At 64.4% G+C, this 20,632-nt stretch carries 18 protein-coding genes; 9 read left to right on the top strand and 9 right to left on the bottom strand.

Going from position 1 to position 20,632, the window contains the following annotated elements; all coding sequences use genetic code 11:
* Nucleotides 1-10: 10 nt before the first annotated feature.
* The gene (locus FJ943_RS03425; protein ID WP_015315088.1) at nt 11-1,174 is read right to left on the bottom strand and encodes a spermidine/putrescine ABC transporter substrate-binding protein; all 1,164 of its coding nucleotides are present in this window, start codon (nt 1,172-1,174) and stop codon (nt 11-13) included.
* Nucleotides 1,155-2,291, bottom strand: coding sequence for an ABC transporter ATP-binding protein (locus tag FJ943_RS03420; RefSeq protein WP_140719802.1), 1,137 nt, complete (start codon nt 2,289-2,291; stop codon nt 1,155-1,157). The genes FJ943_RS03425 and FJ943_RS03420 overlap by 20 nt, the downstream gene beginning before the upstream one ends.
* A gap of 114 nt (nt 2,292-2,405) precedes the next feature.
* Between FJ943_RS03420 and FJ943_RS03415 the strand changes: the two genes are divergently transcribed.
* The gene (locus FJ943_RS03415; protein ID WP_140719800.1) at nt 2,406-3,218 is read left to right on the top strand and encodes a LuxR C-terminal-related transcriptional regulator; all 813 of its coding nucleotides are present in this window, start codon (nt 2,406-2,408) and stop codon (nt 3,216-3,218) included.
* A 27-nt stretch (nt 3,219-3,245) separates the two neighbouring features.
* Here FJ943_RS03415 and FJ943_RS03410 read toward each other — a convergent pair whose 3' ends face one another.
* The 5 genes from FJ943_RS03410 to FJ943_RS03390 form a co-directional block, all read right to left on the bottom strand.
* Nucleotides 3,246-5,306: a 3-hydroxyacyl-CoA dehydrogenase NAD-binding domain-containing protein gene (locus FJ943_RS03410; RefSeq protein ID WP_140719798.1), complete on the bottom strand. Its 2,061-nt coding sequence runs from the start codon at nt 5,304-5,306 to the stop codon at nt 3,246-3,248.
* 119 nt (nt 5,307-5,425) lie between these two features.
* The gene (locus FJ943_RS03405) at nt 5,426-6,373 is read right to left on the bottom strand and encodes an ABC transporter permease (protein ID WP_015315084.1); all 948 of its coding nucleotides are present in this window, start codon (nt 6,371-6,373) and stop codon (nt 5,426-5,428) included.
* Between the two features lie 3 nt (nt 6,374-6,376).
* Nucleotides 6,377-7,357: an ABC transporter permease gene (locus FJ943_RS03400; RefSeq protein WP_015315083.1), complete on the bottom strand. Its 981-nt coding sequence runs from the start codon at nt 7,355-7,357 to the stop codon at nt 6,377-6,379.
* A 1-nt stretch (nt 7,358) separates the two neighbouring features.
* A complete protein-coding gene (locus FJ943_RS03395) occupies nt 7,359-8,879 on the bottom strand; it encodes a sugar ABC transporter ATP-binding protein (protein ID WP_246671820.1) in 1,521 nt (506 codons plus the stop codon).
* Between the two features lie 49 nt (nt 8,880-8,928).
* Nucleotides 8,929-9,942 carry an ABC transporter substrate-binding protein gene (locus FJ943_RS03390; RefSeq protein ID WP_140719796.1) on the bottom strand — a complete coding sequence of 338 codons (1,014 nt, stop codon included), beginning with the start codon at nt 9,940-9,942 and terminating at the stop codon, nt 8,929-8,931.
* A 210-nt stretch (nt 9,943-10,152) separates the two neighbouring features.
* On the opposite strand from FJ943_RS03390, the gene FJ943_RS03385 reads away from it, so the two are divergent.
* The 8 genes from FJ943_RS03385 (at nt 10,153) to FJ943_RS03350 (ending at nt 19,334) form a co-directional block, all read left to right on the top strand.
* Nucleotides 10,153-12,570 (top strand): glucan 1,4-alpha-glucosidase, encoded by a 2,418-nt coding sequence (locus FJ943_RS03385; RefSeq protein ID WP_140719794.1) that lies wholly within the window; start codon nt 10,153-10,155, stop codon nt 12,568-12,570.
* A gap of 49 nt (nt 12,571-12,619) precedes the next feature.
* Nucleotides 12,620-13,636 carry a phosphogluconate dehydrogenase (NAD(+)-dependent, decarboxylating) gene (gene gnd / locus FJ943_RS03380; RefSeq protein WP_140719792.1) on the top strand — a complete coding sequence of 339 codons (1,017 nt, stop codon included), beginning with the start codon at nt 12,620-12,622 and terminating at the stop codon, nt 13,634-13,636.
* Between the two features lie 22 nt (nt 13,637-13,658).
* Nucleotides 13,659-15,035: a glucose-6-phosphate dehydrogenase gene (gene zwf / locus FJ943_RS03375; RefSeq protein WP_140719790.1), complete on the top strand. Its 1,377-nt coding sequence runs from the start codon at nt 13,659-13,661 to the stop codon at nt 15,033-15,035.
* A gap of 14 nt (nt 15,036-15,049) precedes the next feature.
* Complete coding sequence (locus tag FJ943_RS03370) at nt 15,050-15,754, top strand: ROK family protein (RefSeq protein ID WP_015315077.1); 705 nt, start codon at nt 15,050-15,052, stop codon at nt 15,752-15,754.
* A 207-nt stretch (nt 15,755-15,961) separates the two neighbouring features.
* Nucleotides 15,962-16,426 (top strand): MucR family transcriptional regulator, encoded by a 465-nt coding sequence (locus FJ943_RS03365; RefSeq protein WP_140618397.1) that lies wholly within the window; start codon nt 15,962-15,964, stop codon nt 16,424-16,426.
* A 125-nt stretch (nt 16,427-16,551) separates the two neighbouring features.
* Nucleotides 16,552-17,652 (top strand): aminotransferase class I/II-fold pyridoxal phosphate-dependent enzyme, encoded by a 1,101-nt coding sequence (locus FJ943_RS03360; RefSeq protein WP_140712311.1) that lies wholly within the window; start codon nt 16,552-16,554, stop codon nt 17,650-17,652.
* A gap of 158 nt (nt 17,653-17,810) precedes the next feature.
* Nucleotides 17,811-19,049: an MFS transporter gene (locus tag FJ943_RS03355; RefSeq protein WP_140719788.1), complete on the top strand. Its 1,239-nt coding sequence runs from the start codon at nt 17,811-17,813 to the stop codon at nt 19,047-19,049.
* Between the two features lie 15 nt (nt 19,050-19,064).
* On the top strand, nt 19,065-19,334 hold the full coding sequence (locus tag FJ943_RS03350) for a hypothetical protein (protein WP_051041236.1): 270 nt from the start codon (nt 19,065-19,067) through the stop codon (nt 19,332-19,334).
* 58 nt (nt 19,335-19,392) lie between these two features.
* Here the strand turns inward: FJ943_RS03350 and FJ943_RS03345 are convergent, their stop codons facing one another.
* Together FJ943_RS03345 and FJ943_RS03340 are read right to left on the bottom strand one after the other, a co-directional pair.
* Nucleotides 19,393-20,109 (bottom strand): glutamine amidotransferase, encoded by a 717-nt coding sequence (locus FJ943_RS03345; protein ID WP_140719786.1) that lies wholly within the window; start codon nt 20,107-20,109, stop codon nt 19,393-19,395.
* 14 nt (nt 20,110-20,123) lie between these two features.
* A complete protein-coding gene (locus FJ943_RS03340) occupies nt 20,124-20,603 on the bottom strand; it encodes a TerB family tellurite resistance protein (RefSeq protein WP_015315071.1) in 480 nt (159 codons plus the stop codon).
* Nucleotides 20,604-20,632 lie beyond the last annotated feature (29 nt).

Raw genomic sequence — 20,632 nt, 5'->3', positions numbered from 1 at the left:
CAGGCCAGTCTCAAGCCGATTTGAAGCGCGCCATCAGTTCGGCACGGCCCGGGTCGGTCAGCGTTGCCGCCGCGCCGAATTCGAGCGGCGTCAACAGCTCCGCCGCCGGATAGAGGATCGGATTGTCGAGCACTTCCTTGGGCAGCAGCTTGTTGACGCGCGCATCCGTCGAAGGCGCGCCGTTGGCGAGGTGCTCCTTCACCGCGACCTGGGGGTTCATCAGATAGTTGAGCAGCGCGTAACCGGCGGGCTTGTTCGGCGCATCCTTCGGGATGGCATAAAAATCGGTCCAGATCTCGCCGCCTTCCTTGCCCAGCACGTAGGCGATCTCGGGAATGTCGCGATGCAGCTGCGCACCGTCATTGGTCCAGCACATCGTCATCCAAGCATCGCCCGCACGCATACCCGGCTGGTAATCGGACGAGACGGCGAACAGATGCGGCTTGACCTTCAGCAGCAGTTCCTCTGCTTTGGCGAGCTCGTCCTGCTTAAGCGAATTGAACGAATAGCCGTAATATTTCAGCGCGTTGCCGATGGTGGTGAGCTGGTAGTCGTGCACCATGGTGCGGCCATCGCCCTCGGCCATGGCGGTATCCCAGAACTCCTTCCAGCTCGTCATCGGCTTGGTCAGCTTCTTGGTGTTCACTGCAAAGCCCGTGGTGCCCCAGTTCTTCGGCACGGCGTAGATCACCTTGTCGATCGTGCCCTCGGAGGTGAAGCGCGGATCTTCCTGGGTGCCGTCGAAATTCGGCAGCTTCGCCATCTCCAGCGGCTCGATGATGCCGAGCTTCTTGTAGGTCGAGATCGTATAATTGGTTGGCACGAACAGGCTCCAGCCCGAGGCGCCGGCCTGCAGCTTGGCCAGCATCTCCTCATTGGAGCCGAACACGTTGACCTCGACGGCGACGCCGGTGTCCTTCTTGAAGTTCTCGAAGGTCTGCGGGTCATGGTAATTCGGCCAGGTGGCGATCGACATGCGGTCGCCAAGGCTTTCGGCGGCGAAGGCAGGGGTCGGCATGATGCCGATCTCGCGCGCCATCACCGCCGTTGCGATGCCAAGGCCGGTGAGGCCAAGGAAGTCGCGGCGGCCGATCGAGCCGCGCTTCAGGCGCATCAGCTGGTCGACGAAATTCTCTGGGCTTATCGGCAGTCCGTCACGATATGATTTCGACATGTTTGTTTACCCTCTGGTTGATCCCGTTGTTCTTGGTTTCCGGAAACGCCAGCGGCGTTCCCATGGCATAGCCGATGGCGACGGGTTCACCCGGCTTGAAGAGATTGCCTTGGCCGATCAGGTGATCAGCCTTGGCGAGCAAAGTGCCGATGCCCTGCACTTCGATCGCGTATTCCGCGGTCGAGCCGAGGAATATCCGGTTACGGACGATGCCTTTGAGCGGACCGCTTTCGGGAGCGCCAAGGCTGAGTGATTCGGGACGCAGACTGACCGAGACGGTCTCGCCTTGTCGAAGCGCGGTTCGCTTGCGCGCCGCGACCACAGTGCCGTCCGCCAGCGCCACGTCCACCAGGTCGCCCGTGTGCCCGGCGACGGTGCCGCTCAAGAGATTGGTCTTGCCGACGAAATCGGCGACGAACAGGTCGGCCGGCTCGTCATAGATCTCGCTCGGCTGGCCGAGCTGGACGATGCGCCCGCCATTCATGACGCAGACGAAATCGCTCATCGACAGCGCTTCCTCCTGGTCGTGGGTCACCAGCACGAAGGTGATGCCGATCTCGCGCTGCAGGTTCTGCAGCTCGATCTGCATGTCGGTGCGCAGCTTCTTGTCGAGCGCCGCAAGCGGCTCGTCGAGCAGCAGCACCGCCGGCTTGTTGACCAATGCACGCGCCAGCGCGACACGCTGCTGCTGGCCGCCGGACAGTTCGTGGATCTTGCGGCCGCCATAGCCGGCGAGTCGCACCATTTCGAGCGCTTCGCCAGCCCGCAGGCCGATATCGCGCGACGACAGCCGTGGCCTTGCCTGGCGCAGCCCGTAGGAAACGTTGGCTTCGACATCGAGATGCGGAAACAGCGCGTATTGCTGGAACACCATGTTGACCGGCCGTCGGTAGGGCGGCGTGCCGGCCATGTCCTGGCCACGGATGAACACCTGGCCTTCGCTCGGCTGTTCGAACCCGCCGATCATGCGCAGGCAGGTGGTCTTGCCGCAGCCGGACGGTCCAAGCAGCGCAACGAAGGCGGAGGGCGGCACGGCAAGGTCGATGCCGCTGACCGCGGTCACCGCGCCATAGCGCTTGGCGACGCCGCGAAATTCGATGTCGGGCACTGCGGTCAAGGCTGCGGGCTCCAGGACGATGCGATTTCAAGACGCTACCAGAGCTAATGGCAGCTAGTATATACCTCGCAGGTGGTATATCTGATCTATTTTCCCGTTTAAGGGGGTATTGGATTGAGCGCTTCCCGCAGCGACGAATACCGCCGGCTCGCCACGCTTGTCGCGGCGACGCGGGAGACGAGCGGGGATGTCTTCGGCCAAGCGATGGTCGATTGGCTGCGGCAGCATGTCGGCTTCGACCATTGCGTGATCTTCGGTTATCGGGGTGCCGCGCGCCCGCCACTGCTGTTCGAGACCTTCACGCCGGCCGAAAGCCACGTCTTCGTCGCGCTCTATCAGGAAGGCCCCTATCTGCTCGACCCCTTCCATCACGCGGCGGTCGAGCGCAAGGAAGGGTTCTGGCGCATGCGCGAACTGGCTCCTGATCGTTTCTACGCCAGCGAATATTTTCGCTCCTATTACAGCCAGACCAGGCTGGCCGAGGAAGTCGGCTTCTTCGTGCCGCTGCCGGGCAAGGATGCGCTGGTGCTGTCGCTGATGCGGCTTAGCGCTTCCGGTCCGTTCGGCACCGCCGATGCCAGGCTGCTGCGCGACATGGCGCCGGCGGTGATCAGCTTCACCAGGTTGCGCTGGCCAACTCTTCCCGCCGACGAACCGGCCGAGACGAAGCAGGACGAGGAAATCACCGAGGTCAACGAGTTCGACCGCGCCCATATCTGGAAAAGCCTGTCGCTGACGCCGCGCGAAAAACACGTCGTCGACCTGGTGCTGCAGGGCCATTCGACGGAATCGATCGCCAGGGCCATGCGCATCGTGCCGGGAACCGTGAAGGTCCATCGCCGCAACATCTACCGCAAGCTCAACATCAAGTCGCAGGCTGGCCTTTTCGCCCGCTTCGTCGAGATCATCGACGCGCGGATCCGGTGATTCCCGCAGGCCGCTGACTACGCCGGATCAGGCTTCCCATGAGCCGGTTTCGGCCATCCGCTCGAGCAAGGGCGCCGGTTTGAAGACATCCTTGCCCGTCTGCTCATGCCAATACCTGAGTCGCCCGACGATCCTGGCCGCGCCTTCGAGGCCGGCCCAGAACATCGGGCCGCCCTTGCCGATGGGAAAGCCATAGCCATTGACCCAGACGACATCGATGTCGGACGCACGACCCGCGATGCCCTCTTCCAGAATCTTCGCGCCTTCATTGACCAGGGGATAGAGTGTGCGCTCGATGATTTCGTCGGCGCCTATCGTGCGCGGCACGATGCCCTTTTCCGCCGCCTTGTCGCGGATCAGCGCCTCGACCTCGGGATCGGGCACCGGCGTGCGCGAGCCGTTCTCGTAGAGATAGAAGCCACGGCCGGTTTTCTGGCCGAAACGCCCCTGTTCGCACAGCGTGTCGGCGATGACGGCCGTCAGGCCCCGCGCCTTGCGGTTACGCCAGCCGATGTCGAGACCGGCAAGGTCGCCCATCTGGAACGGACCCATCGGCCAGCCAAAATCGGTGAACGCCTTGTCGATCTGGCTGGGGGTCGCACCTTCGAGCAGCAGCGCTTCGGATTCCGAGCCGCGCGCGGCCAGCATACGGTTGCCGACGAAGCCGTGGCAGACGCCGACGACGACAGCCACCTTGCCGATCCGGCGCGCAAGGTCGATCACGGTCGCCAGCGCATCGGGCGCCGTTTTTTCAGCGCGCACGATCTCCAGCAGCTTCATGACGTTGGCCGGCGAGAAGAAATGCAGGCCGAGCACATCCTGCGGCCGCGAGGTCGAGGCGGCGATTTCGTCGATGTCGAGATAAGAGGTGTTGGTGGCGAGGATGGCGCCCGGCCTCGCCGCTGCGTCGAGCTTCCCGAAGATTTCTTTCTTGACCGCCATGTCCTCGAACGCCGCCTCGACGATCAGGTCGCACTCGGCGAGATCGGCATGGTCGATCGTGCCTTTGAACTGGGCGAGCCGCTGCCGCTTGGCATCCTCGCTCAAGGAGCCGCGTGCAACCGAGACGGTGTAATTCTTCTCGATCGTCGCCAGCCCGCGCCGCAGCGCCTCCTGGCTGGTTTCCAGCAAGGTGACGGGAAAGCCGCCATTGGCGAAGGCCATGGCAATGCCGCCGCCCATCGTGCCGGCGCCGATGACGCCGACGCGGGCGATCCTGCGCTTGACGACGTCCTTGCCGGGAAGCTTGGCCGCCTCGCGTTCGGCGAAAAACAGATGCCGTTGGGCGCGCGACTGGTCGCTGGCGACAAGCTTGACGAACAGCGCCCGCTCCTCCGCCAGCGCCTCGTCGAAGGGCAGCGTGACGGCATTGCGCACCGCCTGCGCACAGGCAATTGGCGCTTCGAGGCCACGCGCTTTGCGGGCAAGATCCGCAGTCTCCGCATCGAAGGCGGCAAGGTCGGTTTCCTTCAGGACGTCATCGCGGTCGCGCACCGGCGTGAACGGACCGCCCTTGCGGGCCATTTCGCGAGCGAAATTCACGGCGTGGGTGGTCAGATCGCCTTCGAAAACGGCATCCACCAGGCCGGCGCCGTATGCCTCATCGGCACCGATCGGTGTACCGGAAACGATCATCTTCAATGCCTTGGTGGCGCCAACCAGGCGCGGCAGCCGCACCGTGCCACCGCCACCGGGCAGGATGCCGAGCTTCACCTCGGGCAGGCCGAGCCTTGCGCCTTGATCGGCAACCCGGAAATGGCCGCCGAGCGCCAATTCCAGCCCGCCGCCGAGCGCGGTACCGTGGATGGCGGCGACCGTCGGCTTGGCAATGGCTTCCAGCACCGCCACGATGGCGCGCAATTCCGGCTGCTGCATCGGCTTGCCGAATTCGGTGATGTCGGCGCCGGCAACGAAGGTCCGGCCGGCGCAAGCGATGACGATGGCCGCGACCGATGCGTCATCGCGCAAAGCGACCAGAGCCTGCATCAGCGGTTCGCGGACGTGGAAACTCAGCGCGTTTACCGGCGGATTGTCGATGGTGACGATGGCGACGCCACCCTCGTTCGCGACGCTGACAGAACTGGACAAGTGGGGGCCTCCCAAGACCGACTGAGATCGGGGACCGGTTTACAAGGCCACGCCGCGAATGGGAACCGGCTGGTCCAATGGTTGGCGGATAGGCTGCGGTCGCGCCGGAGACGTTGCGGTCAGCGCACCGCCTTCTCGCCGCCCGCAGCCGTAATCACCCCTACGATGATAAGCCCGGTCAGCAGGAGACGCACCCCGGCGCTGACGCCGAATGTGTTGAGCATGGTGAGCAGCAGCACCAGGAACAGCGCCGCGCCCCAGACGCCCGGCACATTCGCCTTGCCGCCCGCCACCGACGTGCCGCCGATGACGACCACGGCGATCGAAGCGAGCAGGTATTCGTTGCCGATGTCGACATTGGCGCCGCGGAAATAACCGGCGAGCAGCGCGCCATCGATGCCGCCGAGCGCGCCCGACAGCGTATAGGTGAGAAAACGGATCCGCCCGACATTGACGCCGGCGAGCCAGGCGGCGCGGATGTTCTGGCCGATCGCCAGCACCGAGCGGCCATAGATCATGCGCTGTAAGGCGATGGCCGCACCGATGGTGAACAGCACAGTGAGGATCGCCAGCACGGGCACGCCCAGCACCTGCCAGTTGGTGAAATCGGCGAAGCCAGGCGGCGGCTTGATCTGCAGTCCGCGCCCATAGCTGATGTCGACCGACTGGATGATGAAGCTCGCCGACAGCGTGGCGATGATCGGCGGAATGCGCAGCGCCCAGATCAAGAGATAGTTGATGGTCCCGATCGCGGCGCCACAGGCGAGCGCCGCCAGCAATCCGACCAGGATCATGGCATCGCTGCCGCCCATCACCTTCATGGCGACCGCGCTGGCGAGGCCGATATTGGCCGGCAGCGACAGGTCGACATTGCCAGGTCCAAGCGTAATGACGAACATCTGGCCGACGCCGACGATGACGGTAAACACGGCAAGCGACAATGCCGCCGTGACCATGCCGCCGCCGCCATAGCCCCCGGTGAAGGCGATCGTCGCCAACCACACCAGCAGCGCACCGACAAACGACCAGATCCAGGGTTTTGTGAGCAGGGTTTTCAGCGAAGCCATCGCTCACCTTTCCCTGCGGCTGATCAGCACCCGCGCCGCAAGCACGATGATCAGGATGGCGCCGTTGGCGGCCACCTGCCAGTCGGGCGGAATGTGCATGAAGGTGAGCAGCGGCGAGGCGGCCAGCGCCAGCGTCAGCGCGCCGATGACGGCGCCGATCGGCGAGACCCGGCCGCCGACGAACTCGCCGCCGCCGAGGATGACGCCGGCGATGGCCAGCAGCGTGTAACCATTGCCGATATTGGCATCGGCCGAGGTGGTGATGCCGATCAGCGCCATGCCCGACAGAACGCCGAACAGGCCGGCCAGCGCAAACAGCACGATCTTGGTCTTGAGCAGCGACCAGCCGGCGCGCTTGAGCGCCGCGGGATTGCCGCCCGAGCCGCGCAGGATCACCCCGTAGGAGGTACGCATCAGGCCGAAATGCACGACGGCCGCGATCAGCAGCGCGGCGATGATCGGAAACGGAATGAAAGGCGGCTTGAACGACATGATCGCCAGCAGCCAGTCCGGCGCCTTGCCGCCCGGTTTTGGCAGGACGAGAATGGCGAGGCCCTGCCAGACGAAGCTCATGCCGAGCGTCACCACGATGGAGGGCAGGTTGCGCAGATGGATCAGCGCGCCGAGCAGCGCATAAATGCCGATCGATCCGGCGAGAATGAGGATGCCGATGAGCGGCGCATCCTTAAGCCAGGTCGCGGTGACGCAACCGACAAAACCGACAAAGGTGCCGATCGAGAGATCAAGCTCGTTGCCGGCGATGACGAACATCTGCGCGATCGTCGCCAGCGCGATCGGAATCGCCAGGTTCAACATCAGGCTGAAGCCGAAATAGCTGATGGCGCGCGGATTGAGCCAGGCGATCGCGAGCAACACCAGCGCCAGCGATAGCGCGGGCAGCAGGCCGCGCAACAGCCGCGCCCGCGCCGCCGCATTGCGTGCCGCCGATCCCTTGAAGCCATTGTCGATTGGCGTCGCCGTCATCTCAGGCCGCATCGCCGAAGGAGGACTGGATGATCTTCTCTTCGGTCAGCTCGTCGCGCGTCAGATTGGCGACGATGCGGCCGTTCTTGAAGACATAGATGTGGTCGCAATTGTCGAGCTCTTCGGTTTCGGTCGTGTACCAGAGGAAGGTGCGTCCGCGGCCCGCCTCCTCGCGCACGAGATCGTAGACCTCCAGCTTGGTACCGATGTCGACGCCGCGCATCGGGTCGTCCATCAGCACGATCTGGGCATCGGAGCCGAGCGCCCTGGCGAACAGCGCTTTCTGCTGGTTGCCGCCCGACAGCGAGAAAATATTGTTGTTCATGTCAGGCGTGCGGATGCCGATCTTCTTCTGCCAGAACGCGGCCAATTCGGCCTCACGCTGGGGTGAAATCAACAGCCCGTTGCGCAAGCGCGCCAGCGAGCGGATGCCAATGTTTTCGGCAATCGACCATTGCGGGAAAATGCCATCGGACTGGCGGTCGCCTGCCACCAGGGCCACCGGCGCCGTCACCTCGATGCCGGTCTTGGCGCGTGCGGCGGCGTCAAAGATGCGCAGCAGCAAGTCGGTCTGTCCGTGACCGGCCAGGCCGGCAAGGCCGATGATCTCGCCCGCGCGCGCGACGAGGTCCTTGCCATCCGCCTGTCCGGCCGGCCGCGCCCGCACGCGCAGCGGATTGGCGCCTGTGTTGGCGGCGGCGGCCTGCGCGGCGGTCTTCGCGCGCGCCTCGGCTCCGCCCATCACGGTCACCAGCCGGTCGCGATCGAAGACACCAGCCGCGTCCGACGCCACCACCTTGCCGTCGCGCATCACAACGATCCGGTCGGCGTTCCGCAGCACCTCGCCCAGCACGTGCGAGATCAGGATGCAGCTTTTGCCACCGGCGACGAAGCGGCGCACGAAGGCCAGCAACTGGCCTGATGTGTGCGCGTCGAGCGACGAGGTCGGTTCGTCGAGGATGACCAGGTCGAGCCTGTCCTGCGTCACGGTGAAGGCACGCGCCACCTCGACCATCTGGCGCCGGCCGATCGACAGATCGCCGACAATGTCCCAGGCCGAGATGCCATGGTCCGGAAAGATTTCATCCAGCTTGGCGGCGATCAGCTCTGCCGCCTTGCGCCGCCAGCCGAAGCCGGTGAGCGAAGCATGGTTGATGCGCGTGTTTTCGGCGACGCTGAGATTGGGGCACAGCGACAGTTCCTGGAACACGCAGCGTATGCCGAGCTGCTGCGCCCGCGACACCGAGTAGTTGTCCTCGATGCCGCCATGCACGGTGATCGTGCCGCTGTCGGGCGTCGAGGTCCCGGCCACCATGTGCATCAGCGTCGACTTGCCGGCGCCGTTATGGCCGACGAGGCCGACGCATTCGCCGGGCCAGACATGGAAATCCACCCCGCCCAGCGCCCTGACGGCGCCAAAATGCTTTTCTGCACCGTCAAGTCTTACGATATCAACACTGGCGGCGCCGAATTGGTTTTCGGCGCCGCCCAGTCTGATGATGTCCGTGTCGCCTGCAGCCATGCTCAACGATATCCGCTCGGTGATGCCCGCGGCAACGCGTCTGCGACTTTCACTTGATATTGGCTTTGATCGCCGCGATGGCATCTTCCTGCGTGTATTCGTGGGTGGCGACACCGCCCTCCTTGATCTTGGGCAAGGCCGCCTCGAAATCGTCCTGGGTGAAGGCCAGATACGGCACCAGCAGATCGTGCGGAATGTCCTTGCGGCCATCGAGCACCTGCTGCGCCACCCAGAAGGCGAGCGTCGAGACGCCCGGCGCGATCGAAGCCGACCAGGTCTGATAGCCGTCCTTGTCCTTCTGTTCCTTCCACCACTTCAATTCGTCCTGCCGGTTGCCCATGATGATGGTCGGGCGCGGCTTGCCGGCGGCGGCGAAGGCTTGCGCGGCGCCATAGCCGTCACCGCCCTGGTCGACGATGCCGACGACGTCGGGCAGCGACGGCAGGATGGTCGCCACCGCCTTCTGAGCCGTGGTCTGGTCCCAGTCGCCGGTGACAGAGCCGACGATCTTGAATTCGGGATGCGCGGCCACGCCTTCGAGGATGCCTGCATGGATGGCATCGTCGATCGAGGTGCCGGCAAGCCCCCGGATTTCAAGCAGATTGCCGCCCTTGGGCTGGAACTTGGCCATATGCTCGACTTCCTGCTTGCCCATGTCCTTGAAGTCGACGACGACGCGGTAGGCGCAGGGCTCGGTGACGGTGCCGTCGAAGGAGACGACAGTGATGCCGGCATCGCAGGCCTGCTTGATGGCGCCGTTGAGCGCATCCGGCGAGGCGGCGTTGATGACGATGGCGTCATAGCCCTGCAGGATCAGGTTCTGCACCTGGGCGGCCTGGGTCGGCACCTCCTTGTCGGCGGTGGTGAAGACATCGGCCGCGCCGACGATCTTGTCGTCGACGGCCTTCTTGGTGACGATGCCATAGCTGTCGAGCATCGCCTGCCGCCACGAATTGCCGGCATAATTGTTGGAGAACGCGATCTTCTTGCCGCTGGTGTCGGCAAAAGCCGTACCGGCCGCGAGCACCGCCGCAAGCGTGCTGAGAACCAATAGTTTCTTCATGTGAGACTCCTCCCGAGAGTTGCTGATCAGTTTGATTGTCGACGAATTTCGCGATTGCGATCCTGTTTTTTATCTATTGTCAGACAAAAGTGCAGAAGGCCGGCGGGCTGTCAACTGCAATCCGATGTGCGCCGCCGATCAACTTGCGGTGCGCTGATTGAAATGGCTTCGTTTGATGGCTAGGCATGCGGGCCAGGAGAGCGAACAAGCATGGCAGTGACGCCGATTGTGCCGCCGGGCGCGCCGGGAATTCCCGCGCGCTGGACCTCAAGCGCCAAGAGCGGAGTCGGCTCGGCGCTTTCGCCGTCCGGCCGCGTCTGGTTCACCACCAGCCACGGCATCCTGAACGAGGTGTACTACCCGCGCGTCGACAGCGCCTGCACGCGCGACCTCGGCCTGATCGTCACCGGCATGGATGGCTATTTCTCCGAGGAGAAGCGCGATGCCTCGCACGGCATAGAGCCGTTCGAGGACGGCGTGCCCGCCTACAGGCTGGTCAATACAGCCGACGACGGCGCCTACCGGATCGAGAAGCGTATTCTGGCCGATCCGGCGCGCCCGACCTTGCTGCAGGAAATCACCTTCAGCCCGCTCAAGGGCTCCGCGGCCGATTACTGCGTCTACGCGCTTCTGGCGCCGCATCTGGTCAATGCCGGCATGGGCAACACCGCCTGGGTCGGCGAGTACCAGGGAAAGCCTGTCCTGTTTGCCTCGGGGCGCGGCACCTGCCTGGCGCTGGCCTCGTCCCTGCCCTGGCGGGATTGCTCGGCCGGCTATGTCGGCTTCTCCGACGGCTGGCAGCAACTCGACAATACCGGCAAGCTCGATACGGCTTGCCGGCGTGCCGAGGACGGCAATGTCGCGCTGACCGGCGAGATCGGCTTCACCGCCGCCAACACAAAAACCGTGCTGGCGCTGGGTTTTGGGACGACACCGGACGAAGCCGCCGAAAACGCCTTCGCCAGCCTGAAGCGGGGCTTTGAGCCGGCGGCGAAATCCTACGTCGAACAATGGCGCAAATGGCAGGCGGGGCTGCTGCCACTGGACCGCCACGCGGTCCCCGGAGTGAACAGCTATCGCGTCTCCACCGCCGTGCTGGCAACCCACCGGTCGTCGGCAATGCCCGGCGCTGCGGTGGCCAGCCTGTCGATCCCGTGGGGATTCAACAAAGGAGACGATGATCTCGGCGGCTACCATCTTATCTGGCCGCGCGACCTGGTCGAAACGGCGGGCGGCTTTCTCGCCGCCGGCGATGTCGCCTCGGCACTGCGGATCCTGGAATATCTCCGCTCCGTCCAGCAGCCGGACGGCCATTGGCCGCAGAACGCCTGGCTCGACGGCACGGCCTATTGGCCCGGCATTCAGATGGACGAATGCGCCTTTCCCTTGCTGCTGGCGGATGCCCTGCAGCGCGCTGGCCACTTGCCGCGTGCCAGGGTGAAGGCCTTCCTGCCGATGATCGAGCGCGCCGCCTCCTATGTCGTGCGCAATGGTCCGGTCACCGGCGAGGACCGCTGGGAAGAAGACGCCGGCTATAGCCCGTTCACGCTGGCCGTCGAGATCGCGGCACTGCTTGCCGGCGCCGACCTGCTCGATGCCTGCGGCAAAGCGGCGGAGGCGGCCTACCTGCGCGAAACCGCCGACTGCTGGAACGACCAGGTCGAACGCTGGACCTATGTCACCGGCACCGCCATCTGCAAGGCCGTCGGGGTCGGCGGCTATTACGTCCGCATTGCGCCGCCAGACGACCCCGAAGCCGGCTCGCCGAAGGACGGCTATGTCCCGATCAAGAACCGGCCACCAGGCGACACCGACCGACCGGCCGAGGAAATCGTCAGCCCTGACGCGCTGGCCCTGGTGCGCTTTGGCCTGAGAGCCGCCGACGATCCGCGCATCGTCGACACCGTCAAGGTCATCGACGCGCAACTGCGCTGCGAACTGCCACAAGGGCCGCTCTGGTACCGCTATAACAGCGACGGCTATGGCGAGCACGAGGATGGCACGCCCTTCGACGGCACCGGCCAGGGCCGGCCGTGGCCCCTGCTGGCCGGCGAAAGGGCGCATTACGAGCTGGCCGCCGGGCGCAAGGACAAGGCGTCCAGCTTGCTCGATGCGCTGGAGCGGTCGGCCGGGCCTGGCGGCCTGCTGCCCGAACAGGTGTGGGACGGCGCCGATATTCCCGAGCGCGAGCTGCTGCATGGCAAGCCATCGGGCAGCGCCATGCCACTGGTCTGGGCGCATTCCGAACACATCAAGCTGGTGCGCTCGCTACGCGACGGCGCCGTCTTCGACATGCCGCCGCAAGGCGTGAAGCGCTACATCCAGGACAAGACCGTATCGTCGTTCAGGGCATGGCGCTTCAACAACAAGATCCGCGCACTGCCCGAGGGCAAGACATTGCGCGTCGAGCTGCTGACGGCGGCCACCGTCCACTGGAGCACGGACGATTGGGCAACCGCCCACGACAGCCGGACAGCGGAAAACGCTTTCGGCCTTCACCTTGTCGATCTGCCCACGGCCAGCCTCCCCAACGGAAGCACGCTGATCTTCACTTTTTTCTGGCCCGGAACCGGCGATTGGGAGAATGTCGACTTCTCCGTCATGTCAGGCGCGCAGGACAGCCAATAGATCCTTCCTCGACAACCCCAGAAAATCTCTAGGAAACAGGGACGAAACCATGCAGATCGGAATGATGGGACTGGGCCGGATGGGCGCCAACATGGTGCGGCGGCTGATGCGCGACGGCCACGAATGCGTCGTCTATGACATCAACCCGGCCAGCGTCGCGGCTCTTGTGAGCGACGGCGCCTTGGGGGCGGCATCCCTCGAGGAATTCGTCGGCAAGCTGGCCAAGCCGCGCTGTGTCTGGCTGATGCTGCCGGCGGCGATCACCGGCAGGATCATCGATCAGGTCGCGACGCTAATGGAGCCTGGCGACATCGTCATCGACGGCGGCAATTCGTATTATCACGACGCCGTCGACCAGGCCGCGAAACTGGCCACCAAGGGCATGCATCTTGTCGATGTCGGCACCAGTGGCGGCGTCTGGGGGCTGGAGCGCGGCTACTGCCTGATGATCGGGGGTCCCGACGTGGCGGTGCAGCACCTCGATTCGGTCTTTGCCACGCTGGCGCCTGGCGCTGATGCCGGAGCGCCCACCCCGGACAAGACCGCCGGCACCGCGCCCTATGGCTACCTGCATTGCGGACCGAGCGGCGCCGGCCATTTCGTCAAGATGGTGCACAACGGCATCGAATACGGCGTCATGGCCGCCTATGCCGAAGGCATGAACATCCTGAAGTCGGCCAATGCCGGCAAACGGCAGCGGACGGCGGACGCCGAGACAAGCCCGCTGGAAAACCCGCAATACTACCAGTTCGACATCGACCTTCCGCAGGTGGCCGAGGTGTGGCGGCATGGCAGCGTCATCGGCTCCTGGCTGCTCGATCTCACCGCCGGTGCGCTGAAGAGCGATCCGGGTCTGGCGCAATTCGGCGGCCGGGTCTCGGATTCCGGCGAGGGCCGCTGGACGCTAAAGGCGGCGATCGACACCGGCGTGCCGGCACCGGTGCTGTCGTCGGCCCTGTTCGACCGCTTCTCCTCGCAAGGCGAATCCGAATTCGCCGACAAGCTGTTGTCCGCCATGCGCTATGCCTTTGGCGGCCACATCGAAAAGCCGAAGGGCGGCAAGTGACGGCGACAGGGGAGACGCACGCATGAGCCAGGAACGGTCCGATACGCTGGTGCTCTTCGGAGCGACCGGCGACCTCGCCCACAAGAAGATATTTCCAGCGCTTTACCAGATGGTCGCCAAGGGCACGCTCACCGAACCGGTGATCGGCGTCGCCTTCGACGCCTGGGATTTGAAGCAGTTGCAGGACCGCGCCCGCGACGGCATCGTCCATGCCCTCGGCGCCGTCGATGAGACGGTCTTCGCCAAGTTCGCGTCGCTGCTGCGCTATGTCAGCGGCGACTATCGCGATCCCACGACCTTCGAGAAGCTGAAGACGGCACTCGGCAGCGCCCAGCGGCCGCTGCATTACATGGCGGTGCCGCCGTCCATGTTCGAGACCGTCGTGCAAGGGCTGGAGCAATCCGGCACCGCGCATGGCGCACGGCTGATGGTCGAAAAGCCGTTCGGCCACGATCTGCAGTCGGCACGCTGGCTGAACCGGGTGCTGCACCTGGTGTTCGACGAACAGTCGATCTTCCGCATCGACCACTATCTCGGCAAGGAGGCGATCCAGAACCTGCTCTATTTCCGCTTCGCCAACTCCCTGCTGGAGCCGATCTGGAACCGCAATTACGTCGAGAGCGTGCAGATCACCATGGCCGAGGATTTCGGCGTCGAGGGGCGCGGGCGGTTCTATGACGATGTCGGCGCCATCCGCGACGTCATCGAGAACCATCTGCTCAACATCCTGCTGCTCCTGGCCATGGAGCCGCCGGTCGGCCGCTCCGCCGACGACCTGATCGACGAGAAGGTGCAGGTGTTGCGCGCTATCCGCACCTTGACGAAAGACGATGTCGTGCGCGGCCAGTTCACCGGCTATCTCGCCGAGCCCGGCGTGGCGCCGAACTCGCCGGTGGAGACCTTCGCGGCGGTGCGCTTCTTCGTCGACACCTGGCGCTGGCAGGACGTGCCGTTCTTCATCCGCGCCGGCAAGAACATGCCGGTGCATGTCACCGAGGTGGTGGTGCGGCTGAAACGGCCGCCGCTCGACGTCTTCGACCCGATCAAGCCCGCCGACCAGAATTACGTCCGCTTCCGCATCGACCCGCAGGTGATGATCGCCATCGGCGCCCAGCGCAAGGCGCCGGGCGACGACATGATTGGCGAGCAGGTGGAACTCACCGCGCTCGACGATTCGAAGGGCGACATGCCGCCCTATGAACGGCTGATCGGCGACGCCATGAACGGCAACGGCCAGCTCTTCACCCGCCAGGACGCCGCCGAACTCGCCTGGCGCATCGTCGGTCCGGTGCTCGGCGACACCACGTCGCCGCATCTTTACGAGCCGAAGACGTGGGGGCCAGCGGACGCCATGGCCGGCTTCGGGCCGCCCAATGGCTGGATCGACCCGGTCGCATGAGTGGAGGGGACGAGATGGCCAAGGTGGTTAAGAAGGCTGCGTCGGACACCGGGCAGGTAGTCCTTTCGATCGATATTGGCGGGTCGCACGTCAAGATCCTGACCAGCGACGGTGGCACCGAGCGCCGGACGGATTCCGGGCCTGACCTGACGCCAAGGCAGATGATCGACAAGGTGAAGAAGCTCGCCGACGGCCTGTCCTATGACGTCATTTCGATGGGGTATCCGGGCCCCGTGCGTCAAAACAAGCCGGTGCTCGATCCCATGAATCTCGGCAAGGGCTGGGCCGGCTTCGATTTCACCGCTGAGTTCGGCAAGCCGGTCAAGGTGGTCAATGACGCGCTGATGCAGGCCCTCGGCAGCTATGAGGGCGGGCGCATGCTGTTCCTCGGCCTCGGAACCGGCCTCGGTGCCGCGATGGTCCTCGACAATGTCGGCCAGCCGATGGAACTCGCCCACCTTCCCTACAGAAAAGGCCAGAGTTTCGAGGACTATGTCGGTGAACGTGGCCTCGTAAAGCGCGGCAAGAAGAAGTGGCGCGGTCATGTCTTCGACGTCGTCAACCGGCTGCGCGCCGCCCTGCAGCCAGACTATGTCGTCATCGGCGGCGGCAATGTCGACAAGCTCGACGAATTGCCCCCCGACTCCAGGCGCGGTGACAACACACGCGCCTTCGAAGGCGGATTTCGTCTGTGGCGCGACAAGGCCCTGATCGTCTGATATTATTAAAACTTAGTATAGTTGTTCAAAATGCCGTGTTATGTCGCGGCGATAGATTGCATTGCGCAGATTTGCCGACTAGGAAGTCAGCCCCACTACATCGCGTCGCGCGCGACGCACGAAGACGACCCACTTTAATTTTGCGCATCATCCCTTTTGAAAACGGCCCCCTTTTCGAGGTTATGCGCCATGGATGGAGGAAATAGATTGACCGACGAAAACAGCCACGCCAGCAAGACCCTCGACCTTCTCGAGCTGACGGCCCATATCGTATCGGCCTATGTCGAGAAGAATCGCCTGCCTGCGTCGGGCCTTCCCGAGCTGATCGCCAGCGTCAGCGCCTCGATCAGCGGGCTCGGCCAGCCGGTCGCCCCGGTGGCGGCACCGCTGGTCCCGGCCGTCAACCCGAAGAAGTCGGTGACGCCGGATTTCATCATCTGCCTCGAGGACGGCAAGAAATTCAAATCGCTGAAGCGTCATCTCGGCGTGCATTTCGGCCTGACGCCGGACGCCTATCGCGCCAAATGGGGCCTGCCTTCCGACTATCCGATGGTTGCCCCCAACTACGCGGCTTCGCGCTCCGAACTGGCGAAGTCGATCGGCCTTGGCCGCAAGGCCGCCGTGGTCGCCCCCGTCAAAGGCAAGGGCCGGAAGGCCAAAGTCCCGGCCTGAGGCTATTTGGACGCTGAGCCAATTGTTAGGACGACTGGAATAGAAGCCTGCCGGCGAATTCGCCTTGGCAGGCTTCGTGCTTTTGTGGCTTGGATAACCTGGGACAAGACGATCTGGGGGAAGCCATGAACTACACCAGGATGGTGATCGAGAAAGAAGCGCCGGAGGAGTACGGTTACGACCGCATCCGTTACAACCTCTCCGAAAGTTCGATCGCCGATCAGAAACTCTCCGACATCGGCCTCTCGCTGCCTGATCTGACCCTCTTCTATGGCGAGCATCGCGGCGACAGGGAATTGCGCGCGCTGATCGCCGCGCAGGATGCCGGCATCGCGCCCGACGATGTGCTGGTCACGGCCGGTGCGGCCGGCGCGTTGTTCATCATCTCCACCTCGCTGCTCTCGGCCAGCGATCACCTCGTCGTCATCAGGCCCAACTACGCCACCAACATCGAAACGCCGCGGGCGATCGGCTGCGCCATCAGCTTTGTCGACCTCGCCTTCGACGAAGGCTTCGCCATCGACGTCGAGCGCGTCAGGGCCGCGATGCGGCCGAACACGAAGCTGATCAGCGTTACTTGCCCGCACAATCCGACCGGCACCATGATGAGCCGTGCCGAATTGGACGCGCTGGTCGCGCTCGCCGAGACCAGCGGCTGCTATCTGCTGGTCGACGAAACCTATCGCGATCTCTCCTATGGCAGGCGCCTGCCTTTGGCGGCCTCGCTGAGCAAAAAAGCCATCAGCGTCTCGTCGCTGTCGAAAGCCTTCGGCATTCCCGGCATCCGCATCGGCTGGCTGATCACCAGGGATGCGGCCCTTCAGGAGACATTTCTGGCCGCCAAGGAGCAGATCGGCATCTGCGGCAGCGTCATCGACGAAGGCATAGCGCGCGGCGTGCTGGAGGGCCGGGACGCTTTCCTGGCAAAGCTGCTGCCCGAAATGGCCAGGCGCCGGGACATCGTCCAGGCCTGGATCGACCGCGAGCCGCTGGTCGACTGGGTGCGGCCCGAAGGCGGTGTCGTCGGTTTCCCGCGCCTCGATGTAGAACCCGGCTTCGACCTCGACCGCTTCTATGTCAGGCTGCTGGAAGATCACGGCACCTATGTCGGGCCCGGCCACTGGTTCGAAATGGAAAAGCGCTTCTTCCGCGTCGGCTTCGGCTGGCCGAGGGAGGCCGAGTTGAAAGGCGGGCTGGACGCGATTTCAGCTGCGCTGCGGCAGTAACTTCCGCGTGCTATCGGTGGTGCGGATCGAAAGTCGCTTGATCCGGACCTGATTTTAAAGCATATCCGCCCCGAACTTTACCAAGTTCCATTGGTCGAACAGCGCCCATTCGGGAAGTGCCCCGCGAGCCGATGCCCACCGCAACGGGGCCTCACTCCATGATACCAGAACAAACCTTGCCGGAGCAGCGCTATGCCGCTTTCCGGCACAGAGCCTTCCTCAGCTACTGGACGGCGCGCTTTCTCACCACTTTCGCGACCATGATCGTTTCGGTGGCCGTCGGCTGGCAGGTCTATGATCTGACGCGCGATCCGTTCGATCTTGGCATTGTCGGCATCGTCCAGTTCCTGCCGTCGCTGCTTCTGGTGCTGGTTACAGGTGTCGTCGCCGACCGTTTCGGCCGCCGGCTGATCATGACCCTGGCGACCTTGGTCGAAGGCGCCTGCGCGCTGGCTCTGCTGTTTCTGACCCTGCGCGGCCTTACGACCCCGCTGCCGATCTTCGCCGTGCTGGTCATGTTCGGCATTGCCCGCGCCTTCTACGGGCCGGCTTCGTCCTCCCTGTTCGCCAATCTCGTGCCGCAGCGCGATTTCGCCAATGCCATCGCCTGGAACTCCTCCGCCTGGCAGACCGCGACGATTGTCGGCCCGGTCGCCGGCGGCTTGCTCTATGGCGTGTCGGCGGAAGTGGCCTATGCGACGGCCGCAGTCCTGATGCTCGCCGCCGCGTTGCTGATCGTCACCATTCCCAAGCCCGCGCAACAGACCGCCACCGACAAGCCGACGATGGAGACGCTGTTTGCCGGCTTCCGCTACATCTGGAGCGAGAAGATCGTACTCGGCGCCATCTCGCTCGACCTCTTCGCCGTGCTTCTGTCCGGCGCCTCGGCACTGTTGCCGGTCTATGCCCGCGACATCCTCCAACTTGGCCCCTGGGGCCTCGGCCTGCTGCGTTCGGCGCCGGGGATCGGCGCCATCTGCGTCGCCGTCTGGCTTGCGGGCCATCCGATCCGCGACCGTGCCGGCAAGATCATGCTGAGCTTCGTGGCGGCGTTCGGCGCCTGCACCGTGCTGTTCGGCCTGTCGACGCTCACCTGGCTCTCGATTGTGGCACTTGCCCTGCTCGGAGCCACCGACATGTTCAGTGTCTACATCAGGGAGACGCTGATCCAGCTGTGGACGCCCGACGAGGTGCGCGGCCGCGTCAACGCCGTCAACCAGGTCTTCGTCGGCGCCTCCAACGAGGTCGGCGAATTTCGCGCCGGCACCATGGCGGCGCTGATCGGCACGGTTCCGGCGGTGGTGATCGGCGGCGTCGGCGCCGTCGCGGTTGCCGGCCTGTGGGCCTATCTGTTCCCGGCGCTGCGCAAGGTGAGGCACCTCAAAGGACGAAACTGACGGGGCAGCGAATCTATGCTAAGCCGCCGCCGAACCAACCAAAGGACGACACAAGTGAGCGAACCGACCGTGGCCGAAGCGACCGAAAACATCTATGCGTCGCTGCGGGCGGACAATGCCGACATCGATGCCCATATCGCGACGCTCAAGGCAGCGCTGGCGCGAGAGGGGATAAAACAGGCGGTGTTCGATCCTGCCAAATTGGCGCAGAGCAACCGCTCGGGCCGCAAGTTGATGCAGGCTTATTTTCGGCAGCGCGGCGTGAGCGTGACGTTTTCGGACTAGTTTTTAGGCTCCGAAAGCCGGTCGTCAGAAGCCGGCGGGTCGGAGCACCGGCCAGGCTCTAACGCGCCACGGGCTCGCCAAAAATCGCGCGCAAAAACTCGTCGAGCCAGCGCTTCAAATGCATGTCCCAGATCAACCGGCCGCCGAGATGGTCGCGGCCGGGCTGCGCACCGGGCAGCTCGAAACGATGGGCGCCGCGCACCACCCAGCGCTGCATCATCACTCGGGTCAGTTCGCCGTGGAACTGGATGCCCCAGGCATTATCGCCATAGCGGAAGGCCTGGTTGGGATAGGTCTCGTTCGTGGCCAGCAGCGTCGCGTCGCTCGGCAGCGAAAAGCCTTCACGATGGAACTGGTAGACCATCTCTGGCCAGTGCATCAGTTTCTTGCCGGCCTCGGTCGCTTTCAGGGGATACCAGCCGATCTCGACCAGCCCTTCGCCATGGCCCTCGACCTTGCCGCCGAGATGATTGGCCAGCATCTGCGCCCCAAGACAGATGCCGAGCAGTGGCCGGTTCTCCCTGAGTGGAATCTGCAGCCAGTTGGTCTCGCGACGGACGAACTCGTCCTCGTCATTGGCGCTCATCGGACCGCCGAAGACGACCGTGCCGGCGTGGCCATCCAGCGTTTCCGGCAAGGCGTCGCCGAGCGGCGGGCGGCGGATGTCGAGATCGAAGCCCTCTTCGAGCAGCATGTGGCCGACGCGTCCGGGGCTCGAATTCTCCTGATGCAGCACGATCAGGACTTTTGGTTTCGACCTCGTCTGGCGCGGCATGGACGGCGAAAATCCTATTCGTCCGAGGATGTTCCAGTGGCGCCCGGAGCGTGCGCCGCCGCCTTGCGGCGCGCCTCGACGCGGTCGTGGCGTTCGACGCCGATCAGCTCGGCGACACGCCACACCGTGTTGTCCTCCAGCTCATGCAGCTCGCCATCGGCATAAACGATCTCCCACATCAGGCCGATGAACGCCTTGCGCCCCTCCGCGTCGAGGTGGCGCTTGAGCACGCTGGTGAAGGCGTAGAGGTCGATTGCCTCGTTGTCGGCCCGCTCGCCGGCGGCGGCGAGTGCTTCGAGTTCGGCGCCGCTGATCGAATAGCTTTGCGCCAGCACCGCCTTGAACCGCTCCCATTCGACATCCTGGCGCACGCCGTCGGCATTCATCACGTGATAGAGCAGCGCCGAGGCCGCGACGCGCGGATCGTCCGTGCTGGCATGGCTGCCGGAGCCGGCCGGCAAATCCCTGAGAAACGACAGAACGCGCTCGAACATCAATTCATTCCCAAACGGCCCAACGGCCT

The organism is Mesorhizobium sp. B2-3-10 (assembly GCF_006442275.1).
Taxonomy (GTDB): Bacteria; Pseudomonadota; Alphaproteobacteria; order Rhizobiales; family Rhizobiaceae; genus Mesorhizobium; species Mesorhizobium australicum.
Note: the sequence above shows the minus strand (reverse complement) of the source record. Positions and strands in the feature narration are given on the sequence as shown.

What these genes read in the sequence shown, in the direction of transcription:
- FJ943_RS03405 (WP_015315084.1), bottom strand. Translation starts at nt 6,373, where the DNA reads ATGGCTTCGCTGAAAACCCTGCTCACAAAACCCTGGATCTGGTCGTTT.
- FJ943_RS03355 (WP_140719788.1), top strand. Translation starts at nt 17,811, where the DNA reads ATGATACCAGAACAAACCTTGCCGGAGCAGCGCTATGCCGCTTTCCGG.
- FJ943_RS03340 (WP_015315071.1), bottom strand. Translation starts at nt 20,603, where the DNA reads ATGTTCGAGCGCGTTCTGTCGTTTCTCAGGGATTTGCCGGCCGGCTCC.
- FJ943_RS03350 (WP_051041236.1), top strand. Translation starts at nt 19,065, where the DNA reads ATGCTAAGCCGCCGCCGAACCAACCAAAGGACGACACAAGTGAGCGAA.
- FJ943_RS03345 (WP_140719786.1), bottom strand. Translation starts at nt 20,109, where the DNA reads ATGCCGCGCCAGACGAGGTCGAAACCAAAAGTCCTGATCGTGCTGCAT.
- FJ943_RS03370 (WP_015315077.1), top strand. Translation starts at nt 15,050, where the DNA reads ATGGCCAAGGTGGTTAAGAAGGCTGCGTCGGACACCGGGCAGGTAGTC.
- gnd (WP_140719792.1), top strand. Translation starts at nt 12,620, where the DNA reads ATGCAGATCGGAATGATGGGACTGGGCCGGATGGGCGCCAACATGGTG.
- FJ943_RS03425 (WP_015315088.1), bottom strand. Translation starts at nt 1,174, where the DNA reads ATGTCGAAATCATATCGTGACGGACTGCCGATAAGCCCAGAGAATTTC.
- FJ943_RS03390 (WP_140719796.1), bottom strand. Translation starts at nt 9,942, where the DNA reads ATGAAGAAACTATTGGTTCTCAGCACGCTTGCGGCGGTGCTCGCGGCC.
- FJ943_RS03400 (WP_015315083.1), bottom strand. Translation starts at nt 7,357, where the DNA reads ATGACGGCGACGCCAATCGACAATGGCTTCAAGGGATCGGCGGCACGC.
- FJ943_RS03395 (WP_246671820.1), bottom strand. Translation starts at nt 8,879, where the DNA reads ATGGCTGCAGGCGACACGGACATCATCAGACTGGGCGGCGCCGAAAAC.
- FJ943_RS03360 (WP_140712311.1), top strand. Translation starts at nt 16,552, where the DNA reads ATGAACTACACCAGGATGGTGATCGAGAAAGAAGCGCCGGAGGAGTAC.
- FJ943_RS03385 (WP_140719794.1), top strand. Translation starts at nt 10,153, where the DNA reads ATGGCAGTGACGCCGATTGTGCCGCCGGGCGCGCCGGGAATTCCCGCG.
- zwf (WP_140719790.1), top strand. Translation starts at nt 13,659, where the DNA reads ATGAGCCAGGAACGGTCCGATACGCTGGTGCTCTTCGGAGCGACCGGC.